The sequence below is a fragment of the Sphaerisporangium aureirubrum genome, assembly GCF_042658925.1.
GTDB lineage: Bacteria > Actinomycetota > Actinomycetes > Streptosporangiales > Streptosporangiaceae > Sphaerisporangium > Sphaerisporangium aureirubrum.
Genome location: NZ_JBHSRF010000018.1, coordinates 26318 through 39215 on the forward strand (window position 1 = coordinate 26318; position 12898 = coordinate 39215).

Consider the following 12898-nt stretch of genomic DNA (forward strand, 5'->3'; position numbering starts at 1 on the left):
CACGATCGTTCATGCCCGGCTCGCCCCTCCGATGAGCCGGCGCCCCTGAACCACGTACAGCGCCCCCGCCCACCAATACAGACCTGTTCCCCAGATGGCAAAGGCCCATCCCAGGATTCGGGCCACGTCCGCGTACCAGCCGTCGTGGGAGGCCAGGAAGAGCAAAGGGAAGGCGTACAGAAGCCCCGCGGTGGCCGCCTTGCCGAGGAAGTGCACCGGCAGCGCCGTGCCGAGGCCGTGGCGCCGCAGGATGGGCACGCACAGCAGGAGCAGCAGGTCGCGGGCGATGAGCAGCGCGGCCAGCCACCAGGGGATCACCTCGCGCAGGGTCAGGCCGATCAGGGTGGCCAGGATGTACAGGCGGTCGGCCAGGGGGTCCAGCAGGCGGCCCATCCGGCTGATCTGGTTCCACGCGCGCGCCAGCTTGCCGTCCAGCCAGTCGGAGAAGCCGGCCGCCATCAGCAGCAGCAGGGCCCAGCCGTCGGCCTTGGGGCCGAGCACCAGCCACAGGAACACCGGCACGCCGAGCAGCCGGATCATGCTCAGCGCGTTCGGAACCGTCCAGATGCGGTCCTCCGCGGAGTTCACCCCTGGGTTCCCGTCATGTGACACTCGCCACCCGCCCCCGTGTGCCCTGTGTGGCCGGCGTGCCCGTGCGTGCGCGCCTCCGCGTGCCCCGTTCGCGACACTGATGCCGACCCTATCCGGTGGGCGGCGGAACGCGGCGGGCGAGCCTCGCGCGACGCGAACGGCGAGATGGCGTCATCCCGGAGGCGGAGATGGCATTCTCCTGGTGTCCATGAGATCGGCCGCGCGGTGGAAGCGAGCAGACCGCTTTGTTGTTTAATGTCAGGCCTATGGCCAATGACTCCGCAGTGTTCTTCGGGCAGTTCGTCCGGTCGCCCGGCACCACAGGGGCCGTCGCCCCCAGCTCGCGCCGCCTGGCCAGGGCGATCGCCAGCCCGGTGCCCGAGCGGGGCGAGCCGGTGATCGTGGAACTGGGACCGGGGACCGGCTCGTTCACCGCGGAGATCCAGCGCAGGCTCGGCGGGCGCGGCCACCACCTGGCCGTCGAGATCAACCCCCGCCTGGCGGAGCTGCTGGCCGAGAAGCACCCGGGCGCCGAGGTCGTCGTGGCCGACGCCGCCGACCTGCCGCGGCTGCTGGCCGACCGCGGCCTGGCCCGGGCCGACGCGGTGATCAGCGGCCTGCCGTGGGCCGCCTTCCCCTCCGCGCTCCAGGACCGGCTGCTCGACGCGATCGTCGCGACCCTGGCGCCGGACGGGGCGTTCACCACCTTCGCCTACGTGCACGCCCGCACGCTGCCCCCGGCCCTGCGGTTCCGCCGCCTGCTCGCCGCGACCTTCGAGGAGGTCGTGCCGAGCCGCACCGTGTGGGGCAACGTCCCGCCCGCGTTCGTGTACCACTCCCGGCGGCCCCGGGCCCACGCGGGCTGAGCCGTCCCGCCTCCTCGTCGCGGGCAGAACTACGTTCTACTATTGCGCCCCGACGGGAATGGAGTGATCACGGTGGATTTCACGCTTCCGGAGACCGCCGAGGACGTCCGGCGCGGCATCGCGGACGTCTGCTCGCGGTACGACATGGAGTACTGGCAGCGCTGCGAGGCCGAGAAGCGCTGGCCGGACGAGGTGTGGTCGGAGCTGGCCAAGGGCGGCTGGCTCGGCCTGGCGGTGCCCGAGGAGTACGGCGGCGGGGGCCAGGGTCTGCTGGAGCTGGCCGTGGCCACCGAGACGCTGGCGGCCTCCGGCGCCGCAGGGGGCTCGGCGTTCACCTATGTGCTCACCCCCGGCTTCGGCGCCATGACCGTCGCCCGCCACGGGTCGGAGGCGCAGAAGGCCGAGCTGCTGCCCAGGCTGGCCGCCGGGGAGGCCGAGACCTGCTTCGCGCTCACCGAGCCGGACGCCGGGTCCAACTCGCTGGCCATCACCACCTCCGCCCGCCGCGACGGCGACGAGTACGTGATCGACGGCAGGAAGATCTGGATCACCGGCGTGCAGCGGGCCCGCTGGATGCTGCTGGTCACCCGGACCATCCCGGCCGAGCAGGCCAGGCCCCGCACCGCGGGGATGACCGTCTTCCTGGTGGACGTGCCGAAGGCCGTCGCCGCCGGGCAGCTGTCCTTCCGGCCGATCCCCAAGATGGGCGCCAACACCACACCGTCCAACATGGTGTTCCTGGACGACCTGCGGGTGCCCGCCGCGAGCGTGCTCGGCGAGGTGGACGCCGGGGCGCAGGTGCTGTGGGACATCCTCAACCCCGAGCGGGTGCTGCTCGGGGCGAGCGCGCTCGGCGGCGCCGAGGTGGCGCTGCGGGTGGCGGTGGCCTACGCCAAGGAGCGCGAGGTGTTCGGCCGGCCGATCGGCGCCAACCAGGCCATCGCGTTCCCGCTGGCGCAGGTGAAGGCGAAGATCGAGCTGGCCCGGCTGATGCTGTACAAGGCGGCCTGGCTGTTCGACCGGCGCGAGCCCTGCGCCACCGAGGCCAACATCGCCAAGCTGACCGCCTCGCAGGCCGCCTGGGAGGCGGCCGACCACGCGTTCCAGACCTTCGGCGGCATGGCGTACTCCCTGGAGTACCCCGTCGCCCGCCTGCTGGCCGACGCCCGCATCGGCAGGGTCGCGCCGGTCACCGAGGAACTGCTGCTCAACTACCTCGCCACGCAGGTCCTCGGCCTGCCGCGCAGCTTCTGACGGCGGCCGGCCCTCAGAGACGCCCGCGCCCGCCGTACGGCGGGCGCCGCGTCCTCACCCGGGGGAGCCGTCACGGCATCGCGGCCTCGACCAGGGCGTCCACCAGGCGGTTGTCCTCGCCGCGCTCGGGGTGCCACTGGACGCCCACGCAGAAGGGGTGGCCGGACAGCTCCACGCCCTCCACGATCTGGTCGTCGGCCCAGGCGACGGCGAGCAGGCCGTTGCCGAGCCGCTTCACGGCCTGGTTGTGCGGCATGGACACCTCGATGCGGTCGCCCAGTGCCTTGCCCACCTTGCTGGACACGCTGACCTGGACGACGTGCGGGGCGCTCGCGCCGTGCCTCTCGTGGTGCACGGCCGCGGGGAGCCACGGGATGAGCGTGCCGCCGAGGGCGACGTTGAGCACGTGCATGCCCCGGGCCACGCCGAGCACGGGCACGCCGGCCTCCACGGCCGCGCGGGCCAGCGCCGTCTCGAACCGGTCGCGGCCAGGCTGGGGCTCCTCCAGCCGCTCGTCGCGTTCCTCGCCGTAGGCGGCGGGGTCCACCTCCACTCCCCCGGCCAGGATCAGACCGGACAGGCCGCGCACGTAGCCGTCGATCGCCCCCTGGCTGAGCGGCGGGAGCAGCACCGGGGCGCCGCCCGCACGGTCCACTGCCTTGGCGTACGCGGGCGGCGAGAGCACGGCCTCGCGGACCCACGTGCCCCAGCGGGCCGCGTCGAAGTAGGTGGTGATACCGATCAACGGTCGGGACATGCGATCTCCAGGGGCTCGCGCGAGGTCATACCGCCCAGGTGCGGCGGCATCCAGCCCATTCCAGTGGCAAGCCCATCATGACGTACTGCATTTCGGGTATGTCGCACATCCGAGTATCAGTCACGTCACTTCAGCATCATTCGTCACACTGGCACGGTCCAATCGGGGCCAGACCTGCGCGGGGAGGCCGGCCCGCCCCGTCCCGCGCGCATCCCCCGGGCCGCCGGGCGTGCCGGGCGGGCCCCGCCGCGGCGATCGCGGCAATTGCCCCTCAATTGCACCTCCCAGGCCGGGGAAATATCAGCGGCATTCCGGATTGCAGGGAAGTGATCACATCTGAGAGTTCCTCGTGAAAAAGGAGATGAATTTCGTTCATCAATGCCCGTTTCGCCTCCAGATCCACCGCACACCGACAATCATGACCTGATTACCAAGAGTTCGCTAACCCCGTGCATTGTGGTGAAACGGTTGTGAGGCGCAAGGCGGAATGGAAGACTCCATTTCGAGCGAACGGCCGGGCCGGGACCGCCGTCCGCTCACTACCCGGGCCGTCAAGGAGGGCAGACCGGATCGGTTGAATCCGATCCCATTAGGGTGGCGTCCATTAATGTCATTGAATCCCCGTCTTATCAAAGAAAGCTTCTCTGTCGTCCAGCCGGTCATGGCGAAGGCCACGGCCTACTTCTACGGGCGCTTGTTCGCGGAGAATCCTCACCTTCGCGGCATGTTCCCCCCCGCCATGGACGTCCAGCGCGAGCGCTTGTTCAACGCGCTGACCCGCATCGTCTGGAGCATCGACAGCCCCGACGGCCTCACGCCCTATCTCGGGCAGCTGGGCCGCGACCACCGCAAGTACGGCGTGCTCGCCGAGCACTACACCGCCGTGGGCAACGCCCTGCTCGCCACCATCAGGAGGTTCGCCGCGGACATGTGGTCGGCCGAGATGGAGGCGGCCTGGGTCGCGGCGTACACGGCGGCGGCCAACATGATGATCGACGCCGCCGAGGCCGACGCCGGGGTCTCCCCCGCCTGGTGGCTCGCCGAGGTCGTCGACCACGAGCTGCGCACGCCCGACATCGCGATCGTCACCCTGCGCCCGGGGACCCCCCTGCGCTTCACCGCCGGGCAGTACGTCAACGTGCAGAGCCCGCGCTGGCCGCGGGTGTGGCGCACGTACTCGATCGCCAACGCCCCGCGCCCGGACAACACCATCCGCCTGCACGTGCGCGCCGTCGGCGGCGGCTGGGTCAGCAACGCGCTGGTCTCGCACACCAAGATCGGCGACTCGCTGCTGGTCGGGCCGCCGGTCGGCACCATGGTCCCGCCGTGCGGCGGCGGCGACGCCGGACGGGACCTGCTGTGCGTGGCGGGCGGCACCGGGCTGGCCCCGCTCAAAGCGATCATCGAGCACGTCATCTCCTCGGGCCGCCGCCCCAACGTCCACCTGCTCTACGGCGCCCGCACCGCGGCCGAGCTGTACGACCTAAGCGACCTGATCCGGATGGAGTCGTCCTTCCCCTGGCTGCGCGTGGTGCCCGTGGTGTCGGAGCAGCCGTCCTACGACGGCATGCGCGGGCGGCTGCCGGACGTCATACGGCGCTTCCCCTCCTTCGGCGAGCACGAGTGCTACGTCTGCGGGCCGCCGGGGATGGTGGACGAGACCGTGCGCCGCCTGCGGGACGGCGGCGTGCCGGCGGGGCGCATCCACCGGGACACCTCCCACGAGAGGATCTGACCTCCCGATCAACCCGATATCCCGGACGTTCCGGGCGAACTGATCACCCAAATCACGTGGAGTCCGGCGGCCTCCGCGGCGACGTGACACGATGACACCGATCCGCACAGCGGTGACCCATGTCGAGCCGCGGAGACCACGCCGAGCCAGGGGGACGGGCGTGCCGCTCTCCCCGCCGTGAAAGGAAGGGCGATCATGCCCGGCTTCCCGCACGCCGCCGGCCCGAGGCGACCGCCCCCCGGGAGCACCCCGGTCTCCCCCGCCGGGCCGGCGGTGCGCTGACCGCCATGGCCAAGCCCGTCACGCTCGTGACGTTCGTCCTGCCGAGCGCCCTCGGCCACTGGGGAAGCGGGGCCACCGAGGTCCGCGTCTTCGCCGTGGCCGACTCCGACGAGAGCTGCCCCACCCTGGGCGCCGCCCTGCACACCCTGCGCCGCGTGAACCCCAAGCTGGAACGCCGCCTGTGCGACGAGTACGGCGGCATCCGCCGCCACATCAGCATGTTCGTCTGCGGCGAGAACGCCCGCCGCCTCGGCGGCCTGGCCTGCGCCCTGCCCCCCGGCGCCGAGGTCTACGTCGTGCCCGCCTTATAGCCGCCCCGCACGGCACAACCCTCGCGGGCCCCGCCCGGCGACCGGCTCAGGGGGCGACGCGGCCCGTGGCGTTGAAGGCGGCATGGGTGATGGGCATGAGCTCCGCCCAGAACGCCTCCATCTTCTCCGCCACCATCTCGATCTCCCGCTGCGGGAAGCTCGGCACCACCCCGCGCTCGTCCTTGGTCCGCAGCGACAGGAAGTGCATCAGCGACCGAGCGTTGCAGGTGGCGTACATCGACGAGAACAACCCGACCGGCAGCACCGCCCTGGCCACCTCCCGCGCCACCCCCGCCGCCAGCATCTCCTGATAGGCCTCGTACGACTCCCGGTACGACCGCTCCATCGCCTCCCCCACCAGCTTGTGCTGCTCGGCGGACCCCTCCACGAACACGTACCGTCCCGGCTTGCCCTCCTGGACGAGCTTCCGATCCGGCCCGGGGACGTAGAAAACGGGCTGAAGCTCCCGATATCTGCCGCTTTCCTCGTTGTACGACCACCCGACCCTGTGGCGGTGGAACTCGCGGAAGACCAGGATGGGGGCGCTGATGAAGAAGGTCATGGAGTTGTGCTCGAAGGGGCTGCCGTGGCGGTCGCGCATCAGGTAGTTGATCAAGCCTTTGGCGCGCTCGGCGTCCTGGCCCACGGCGTCCAGGGACTTCTCCCCCGCCGTGGAGACCCGGGCCGCCCAGACCACGTCCGAGTCGGACGCGCTGTGCTTGACCAGTTCCACCGTCACTTCGCTGACCAGTTCCACGCCTCAATCCCCTCTCGTCGGCCGCCAATGGTACTGGTGGCGGGGGGCGGCGCGCCCGGCGGGCGCACCGCCTCCCCTCCGCTGCTCAGCCGGCCTGTTCGGTGCGGCACAGCCGCAGGACGTTGGCGACGACGCGCGCGCCGGCGGCGCCCTCGGTGGTGAGGATGGACTCGGGGTGGAACTGCACGGCGTACCGGCGGTTGGCGGTGTCCTCGATGGCCATCACCGCGCCGTCGGGGGTGGTGGCGGTGACGGTGAAGCCCCGCACGCCGGGGGTCTTGGCGTGCAGCGAGTGGTAGCGGGCGGCGGTGAACTCCGCGGGCAGGCCGTCCAGCATCGCGCTGTCGCCGACCCGGCCCACCTTGCCGCGCTTGCCGTGCTCGGGGTAGTCGAGCAGTTCCAGCGTGCCGCCCGCCTGCTCGACCATGGCCTGCAGGCCGAGGCACACGCCGAAGACGGGCAGCCCGCGCCCGTACAGCGCGTCCACCAGCGCGGCGCAGCCGAAGTCGGACGGCCAGCCGGGGCCGGGCGACAGGACGACCAGGTCGGGCGCGGCCTCGTCGAGCATGCCGAGCGGGAACCCGTGCCGCAGGGTCAGCACGTCGGCGCCCTGCTGGCGGAAGTAGTCGGCCAGGGTGTTGACGAAGGAGTCCTCGTGGTCGACCAGCAGCACCTTCATGCCCTCACCCGGACGCTCGGCCGGTGCGGCGACGACGGGCTCGGCGGTCGTCCCCACGGCGGCCAGCGCGCCGAGCAGGGCGCTCGCCTTCAGTTCGGTCTCGCGCTCCTCGGCGGCCGGGTCGGAGTCGTACAGCAGGGTCGCCCCGGCGCGCACGGTGGCCACGCCGCCGCGGATCTGCGCGGTGCGCAGGGTGAGGCCGGTGTTCATGGACCCGTCGAAGCCGAGGTAGCCGACCGCGCCGCCGTACCAGCGCCGGGCGGTGGCCTCGTGGTCCTCGATGAACTGCATGGCCCAGGTCTTGGGCGCGCCGGTGACGGTGACGGCCCACATGTGGGTGAGGAAGGCGTCCAGGGCGTCGAAGCCGGGGCGCAGGCGGCCCTCGATGTGGTCGACGGTGTGGATGAGGCGGGAGTACATCTCGATCTGGCGGCGGCCGATGACCTGCACGGTGCCCGGCACGCAGATCCGCGACTTGTCGTTGCGGTCGACGTCGGTGCACATGGTCAGCTCCGACTCCTCCTTGACCGAGCTGAGCAGCGTGCGTATGGCCTCGGCGTCCTCGACGGGGTTGGCGCCGCGGGCGATGGTGCCGGAGATCGGGCAGGTCTCCACCCGGTCGCCCTGCACCCGTACGTACATCTCCGGCGACGCGCCCACCAAGTGCTCGCCCTCGCCGAGGTTGAACAGGAACTCGTACGGCGCGGGGTTGATCTGCCGCAGGGCGCGGTAGAAGGCCGCGGGGTCGGCGCAGGGCCCGTGGAAGACCTGGCCGGGCACCACCTCGAACAGGTCGCCGCGCCGGAACCTGGCCTTGGCGGCCTCCACCACGGTGGCGTAGCCGCCCGTGGCGGGGCCGGGGGGGATCTCCTCCGGCACGGCCGCCGGCGGCACGGGGTCGCCGGTGCGGGGCAGCCCGCGGGTGGAGACGCCGTCCACGGTGAACTCGTAGCGGTACTCCTTGCTGGTCTCGCGCTTGCGGTCCACGACCATGATCCGGTCGGGCAGGTGGAGCACGAGGTCGCGCTGGTCGGCGGCCCGCTCCAGCACCTGGCGGATCGGCTCGAACTGGAAGGCCAGGTCGTAGCCGAACGCGCCGTACAGGCCGAGGTGGCCGTCGGCGCCGGCGAAGGCGGCGATCACCTCGCGGATGGCCGTGAAGACGGTGGGCCGCCGGCTGCGCATCTCTTCGGGGAGGATCTCCTCCGACTCGGGGACGTGCACCTCGACGTGGTCGGCGGTCGGCTCGCAGGTGGGCTTGCCCGCGGCGAGCAGGCAGGAGGTGACGACCGGGAGCACGACCCGGCCGCGGTCGTTGAGGGCCCTGGCGCCGATGACTCGGCCCCGGGCGACGATCTCCAGCACCGGGTCGGCGTAGGCCAGGTGCCACCGGCTGTAGCGGCCGGGGTACTCCATGCCGGAGGAGAGCACGCCGCCGCGGCGCTCACCGAGGGAGGCCACGACCTCCTCCAGCACCGATTCGGGCACGTCCGCCGTCGTCACTTCGACGCCGACGCCGCCCGCGGTGGTGTATCCGCTCGTGTTCACCTTGCACTCGCCCTTCTTGATCGCCGATCTAAATGATCATGTGATCGGTGAAGCCCCGGGCGAGCACGAAAAAGGCCGCCTCCGGGGCGGCCGTTGGAAAACATGCGAAGTCCGCGCCGCCTATGAGCAGCGCCACCACTGAGCGGGCGAGATGGATCGCATGTGGTGAATGCTAGCGGGCCCGCGAGCGCGACGCCACCGCTTCGGGGTGCCCGCGCGGCGCGCCGGGGTGGGGCCGGGGTGATGCGGGGTGGCGCGGGAGTGACGTGTGGTGTCGCCGGGCAAACCCCAGGGTGACGCCCGTCACAGCGGCCGGGCGATTCTAGCACTAGAATGTTACTCGCGAGTAAAGCGCTGCTTACAACGCAATCGGAGTGATCCTCCGGCTAGAGGGGGCGCGCATGGCTCGGGTTCCTTACAAGGTGCTCGTCCACAGGGACATGCGGGTGCCGATGCCCGACGGGGTCGTCCTTCTCGCCGACCGCTACATCCCGGTCGGGGCGGGCCGGGCGCCGACGGTGCTGGTCCGCTCGCCGTACGGCAGGCGCGGCATGTTCGGGCTGGCCTACGGCAGGGCGTTCGCGCGCCACGGGTTCCAGGTGATCCTGCAGAGCTGCCGCGGCGGCTTCGGCTCCGGCGGCGTGGCCTCGCCGCTGGACGAGCAGGACGACGGGCTCGCCACCATCGAGTGGATGCGCGCCCAGCCGTGGTACGGCGGCAGCTTCGCCCTGCACGGCCCGAGCTACCTCGGCCACGCCCACTGGGGCATCGCGCCCTACGCCGGGCCCGACCTGAAGGCGATGGCCACGCAGGTCACCGCCTCGCAGCTGCGCGACGCCGCCTACGTCGGCGGCTCGTTCGCGCTGGAGGCCACGCTCAGCTGGAGCACGCTGACGTCCATGATGAACGGCCCGCTCAGCGGCGCGGCCGTGTTCTTCGCGCCGCGCCGCACCCGGCGGGCGGTGTCGTCGGACCGGCCGGTCGGCGAGTTCGACGTGCTGGCCACCGGGCGCCGCCTGCCGTTCTTCCAGGAGGTGCTCACCCACCACGCCGACCCCGACGCGCCGTTCTGGAAGAAGCGCGACCACTCGGCCACCGTCGGCGAGGTCGACGCGGCGGTCACCATGACCGGCGGCTGGTACGACGTGTTCCTGCCGTGGCAGTTGCAGGACTACGCGGCGATGCGCGCGGCGGGACGGCAGCCGCACCTCACCATCGGCCCCTGGCACCACGCCGACGTGCGCCACGGCCGGCTCGCCACCCTGGACGCCCTCGCGTGGTTCCGCGCCCACCTGCTCGGCGACAGCTCCGACCTGCGGGAGAGCCCGGTGCGGGTGTACGTCACCGGCGCCGGCGAGTGGCGGGACTACGCCGACTGGCCGATACCCGGCTCGCGGGAACAGCGCTGGCACCTGCAGGCGGGGCACGGGCTCGGGCCCGGCGGCCCCGCCGACGGCGAACCGGACCTGTTCCGCTTCGACCCGGCCAGCCCGACGCCGGTGATGGGCGGGCCCACCCTGCTCGGCAACTCCGCGCCGAGGGACAACCGCCGCCTGGAGCGGCGCCCCGACGTGCTGGTGTACACCGGGGAGGTGCTGCGGGAGGACCTGGACGTGATCGGGCCGGTCACCGCCGAGATGTACGTGCGCACCGGCACCGGGTACGCCGACCTGGTGGTCCGGGTCTGCGACGTGCACCCCGACGGCACGTCGCTCAACGTGTGCGAGGGGGTGCGGCGGATGGCCCCCGGCGCGCCCGCCGGCGGCGAGGACGGCGTGCGCCGGGCCGAGGTGGAGCTGTGGCCGATCGCGCACCGCTTCAAGCGCGGCCACCGGGTGCGGGTGCAGGTGGCGGGCGGCGCCTACCCGCGGCTGGCGCGTAACCTCGGCACAGGGGAGCCTCTGGCCACCGGCCGCGAGTCGGTCCCGGTGGAGCAGGAGGTGTTCCACGACCCGGCCCATCCGTCGGCGGTCGTGCTGCGGCACGTGACCGGCTGACCACCCGGCCCGCGGGGGCCGCTCACCGCGCCGACAAGGCCGTTCGGCGATTGGTGAGCTTGACACGGACCGAACGAAATTACGCTTCGCCCATCCGGTTGACCAGGCTCAACAGTCTCAACAGAGCTGTTAAGCCACACTGATACCGAGGAGAACGCGTTGACCACGCCGCCCAGCGACCAGCGTCCGGAACGCAGCGACCGCAGCCGGTGGAACTGGCTCCTGCTCCTGCCGATCGTCGTCCCGTTGATAACCCCCCTGTACAACTCCGAGAATCCCCGGCTGTTCGGGTTCCCGTTGTTCTACTGGCTCCAGCTCGCGTTCATCGTCATCGGCGTCGGCTGCACGACGATCGTGTACCGCATGGGCGGGAGGAGCGGGCGATGAGCGACCACATCGTGGAGATCGTCGTCTTCACCGTCCTGTTCGTGCTCGTCAGCGGCATGGGGTTCGTCGCGGCCCGCTGGCGCCGCCCCGACGACCTGGCCAGCCTGAACGAGTGGGGCCTCGGCGGGCGCAAGTTCGGCTCGTGGGTCACGTGGTTCCTGGTGGGCGGCGACCTCTACACGGCGTACACCTTCGTGGCCGTGCCCGCGCTGCTGTTCGGCGCCGGGGCGACGGGCTTCTTCGCGCTGCCGTACACCGTCATCGTGTACCCGCTGGTGTTCCTGGTGCTGATCCGGCTGTGGTCGGTGGCGCACGTGCACGGCATGGTCACCCCCGCGGACTTCGTGCGCGCCCGCTTCGGCTCCCCCACCCTGGCCCTGCTGATCGCGATCACCGGCCTGGTGGCCACCATGCCGTACATCGCGCTGCAGCTGGTCGGCATCGAGGCCGTGCTGAAGACGATGGGCGTGACCGGCGACCTGCCGCTCATCATCGCCTTCGCCATCCTGGCCGCCTACACCTACCAGTCCGGGCTGCGCGCCCCCGCGCTGATCGCCTTCGTGAAGGACACGCTGATCTACATCGTGATCCTGATCGCGATCATCTACATCCCCACCCGGCTCGGCGGCTGGGACGCGATCTTCGACGCGGGCCGGGACAAGTTCGCCTCGACCCCCGCGCCCGGCGACGGGTGGCTGCTGAACTCCGGCAACCAGTTGCAGTACGTCACGCTGGCCCTCGGCTCGGCCATGGCGCTGTTCCTGTACCCGCACAGCGTCACCGGCGTGCTGGCCGCGCGCAACCGGGGCGTCGTCAAGCGCAACATGGCCGCGCTGCCCGCCTACAGCCTGCTGCTCGGCCTGATCGCGCTGCTCGGCTACATGGCGATCGCGGCCGGGATCAAACCGATCACCGCCGACGGCAAGACCGACGCCAACACGGTGGTGCCGCTGCTGTTCGACAAGATGTTCCCCGACTGGCTGGCGGGGGTGACCTACGCCGCGATCGGCATCGGCGCGCTGGTGCCCGCCGCGATCATGTCCATCGCCGCCGCCAACCTGTTCACCCGCAACATCTACAAGGAGTACATCAAGCCGGACGCCACCGACGCGCAGGAGGCGGCGGTCAGCAAGGTCACCTCACTGGTGGTGAAGGTCGGCGCGGTGCTGGTGATCCTGCTCATCGACCCGCAGTTCTCCATCGACCTGCAGCTCATCGGCGGCGTGATCATCCTGCAGACCCTGCCCTCGGTGGCCCTCGGCCTGTTCACCCGCTGGTTCCACCGCGTCGGCCTGATCGCCGGCTGGGCCGCCGGCATGGGCGCGGGCATGCTGATGCTCTACAACATCTCCAACCCCGTCATCAAACACGAGCACTTCGGCGGCTCCGCCTTCCCTCTGGCCAAACTCGGCTTCGACACCAAGATCACCATCTACGCCGGCTTCCTGGCCCTGGCCGTCAACCTGGCCGTGGCCGTCGTCGCCACCCTGATCGCCCGCGCCGCCAAGTCCCCCGAAGGCGCCGACGCCACCCGCCCTGCCGACTACACCGCCGACGAGGGCGACCCCCGCGTCCAGGACATCGAGCTCTCCGGCTCGCACTGACCCCGCCCGCCGCCGGGGCGTCCGGGTCCCCGGGAGCCGCCCGGTTCCCGGGGACCGTCCCGTGTCCCCGCACTCCCAAATGGTGATCTAAAGGGGAATACGGATGGGATCATTCCGGTAGTCTGCCGCT

General features: G+C 71.4%; 11 protein-coding genes. 7 read left to right on the forward strand and 4 right to left on the reverse strand.

The genetic code is table 11. From position 1 onward, the window contains the following. Positions 1-9 precede the first annotated feature (9 nt). Positions 10-588, reverse strand: coding sequence for a CDP-alcohol phosphatidyltransferase family protein (locus ACFP1K_RS15355; protein WP_380752770.1), 579 nt, complete (start codon positions 586-588; stop codon positions 10-12). A gap of 269 nt (positions 589-857) precedes the next feature. On the opposite strand from ACFP1K_RS15355, the gene ACFP1K_RS15360 reads away from it, so the two are divergent. Together ACFP1K_RS15360 and ACFP1K_RS15365 are read left to right on the forward strand one after the other, a co-directional pair. Then, positions 858-1457 carry a class I SAM-dependent methyltransferase gene (locus tag ACFP1K_RS15360; RefSeq protein ID WP_380752773.1) on the forward strand — a complete coding sequence of 200 codons (600 nt, stop codon included), beginning with the start codon at positions 858-860 and terminating at the stop codon, positions 1455-1457. Positions 1458-1529: 72 nt separating this feature from the next. Then, entirely contained in the window at positions 1530-2711 is a 1182-nt protein-coding gene (locus ACFP1K_RS15365; RefSeq protein WP_380752776.1) for an acyl-CoA dehydrogenase family protein, read from the forward strand. 70 nt (positions 2712-2781) lie between these two features. On the opposite strand, the gene ACFP1K_RS15370 is transcribed toward ACFP1K_RS15365, so the two are convergent. Continuing rightward, positions 2782-3468, reverse strand: coding sequence for a gamma-glutamyl-gamma-aminobutyrate hydrolase family protein (locus ACFP1K_RS15370; protein ID WP_380752784.1), 687 nt, complete (start codon positions 3466-3468; stop codon positions 2782-2784). Positions 3469-4129: 661 nt separating this feature from the next. Here ACFP1K_RS15370 and ACFP1K_RS15375 point away from each other — a divergent pair. Then, a complete protein-coding gene (locus ACFP1K_RS15375; protein ID WP_380752791.1) occupies positions 4130-5203 on the forward strand; it encodes a globin domain-containing protein in 1074 nt (357 codons plus the stop codon). 287 nt (positions 5204-5490) lie between these two features. Then, positions 5491-5796 (forward strand): hypothetical protein, encoded by a 306-nt coding sequence (locus ACFP1K_RS15380; protein WP_380752794.1) that lies wholly within the window; start codon positions 5491-5493, stop codon positions 5794-5796. Between the two features lie 46 nt (positions 5797-5842). Here the strand turns inward: ACFP1K_RS15380 and thyX are convergent, their stop codons facing one another. Both thyX and ACFP1K_RS15390 read right to left on the reverse strand, forming a co-directional pair. Further along, complete coding sequence (gene thyX, locus ACFP1K_RS15385) at positions 5843-6553, reverse strand: FAD-dependent thymidylate synthase (protein WP_380752801.1); 711 nt, start codon at positions 6551-6553, stop codon at positions 5843-5845. 85 nt (positions 6554-6638) lie between these two features. Beyond that, positions 6639-8780 (reverse strand): anthranilate synthase component I, encoded by a 2142-nt coding sequence (locus ACFP1K_RS15390; protein WP_380752804.1) that lies wholly within the window; start codon positions 8778-8780, stop codon positions 6639-6641. A 401-nt stretch (positions 8781-9181) separates the two neighbouring features. On the opposite strand from ACFP1K_RS15390, the gene ACFP1K_RS15395 reads away from it, so the two are divergent. From ACFP1K_RS15395 to mctP, 3 genes are all read left to right on the forward strand, one after another. Then, entirely contained in the window at positions 9182-10777 is a 1596-nt protein-coding gene (locus tag ACFP1K_RS15395) for a CocE/NonD family hydrolase (RefSeq protein ID WP_380752809.1), read from the forward strand. 159 nt (positions 10778-10936) lie between these two features. Beyond that, on the forward strand, positions 10937-11164 hold the full coding sequence (locus ACFP1K_RS15400; protein ID WP_380752813.1) for a DUF3311 domain-containing protein: 228 nt from the start codon (positions 10937-10939) through the stop codon (positions 11162-11164). Continuing rightward, the gene (gene mctP, locus ACFP1K_RS15405; protein ID WP_380752816.1) at positions 11161-12768 is read left to right on the forward strand and encodes a monocarboxylate uptake permease MctP; all 1608 of its coding nucleotides are present in this window, start codon (positions 11161-11163) and stop codon (positions 12766-12768) included. Before ACFP1K_RS15400 ends, mctP begins: the two co-directional genes overlap by 4 nt. Positions 12769-12898 lie beyond the last annotated feature (130 nt).

Excerpts from the sequence above, each read along its gene's own strand:
- ACFP1K_RS15360 (WP_380752773.1), top strand. The coding sequence starts at position 858 with ATGGCCAATGACTCCGCAGTGTTCTTCGGGCAGTTCGTCCGGTCGCCC.
- ACFP1K_RS15375 (WP_380752791.1), top strand. The coding sequence starts at position 4,130 with ATGGCGAAGGCCACGGCCTACTTCTACGGGCGCTTGTTCGCGGAGAAT.
- mctP (WP_380752816.1), top strand. The coding sequence starts at position 11,161 with ATGAGCGACCACATCGTGGAGATCGTCGTCTTCACCGTCCTGTTCGTG.
- ACFP1K_RS15395 (WP_380752809.1), top strand. The coding sequence starts at position 9,182 with ATGGCTCGGGTTCCTTACAAGGTGCTCGTCCACAGGGACATGCGGGTG.
- ACFP1K_RS15380 (WP_380752794.1), top strand. The coding sequence starts at position 5,491 with ATGGCCAAGCCCGTCACGCTCGTGACGTTCGTCCTGCCGAGCGCCCTC.
- ACFP1K_RS15370 (WP_380752784.1), bottom strand. The coding sequence starts at position 3,468 with ATGTCCCGACCGTTGATCGGTATCACCACCTACTTCGACGCGGCCCGC.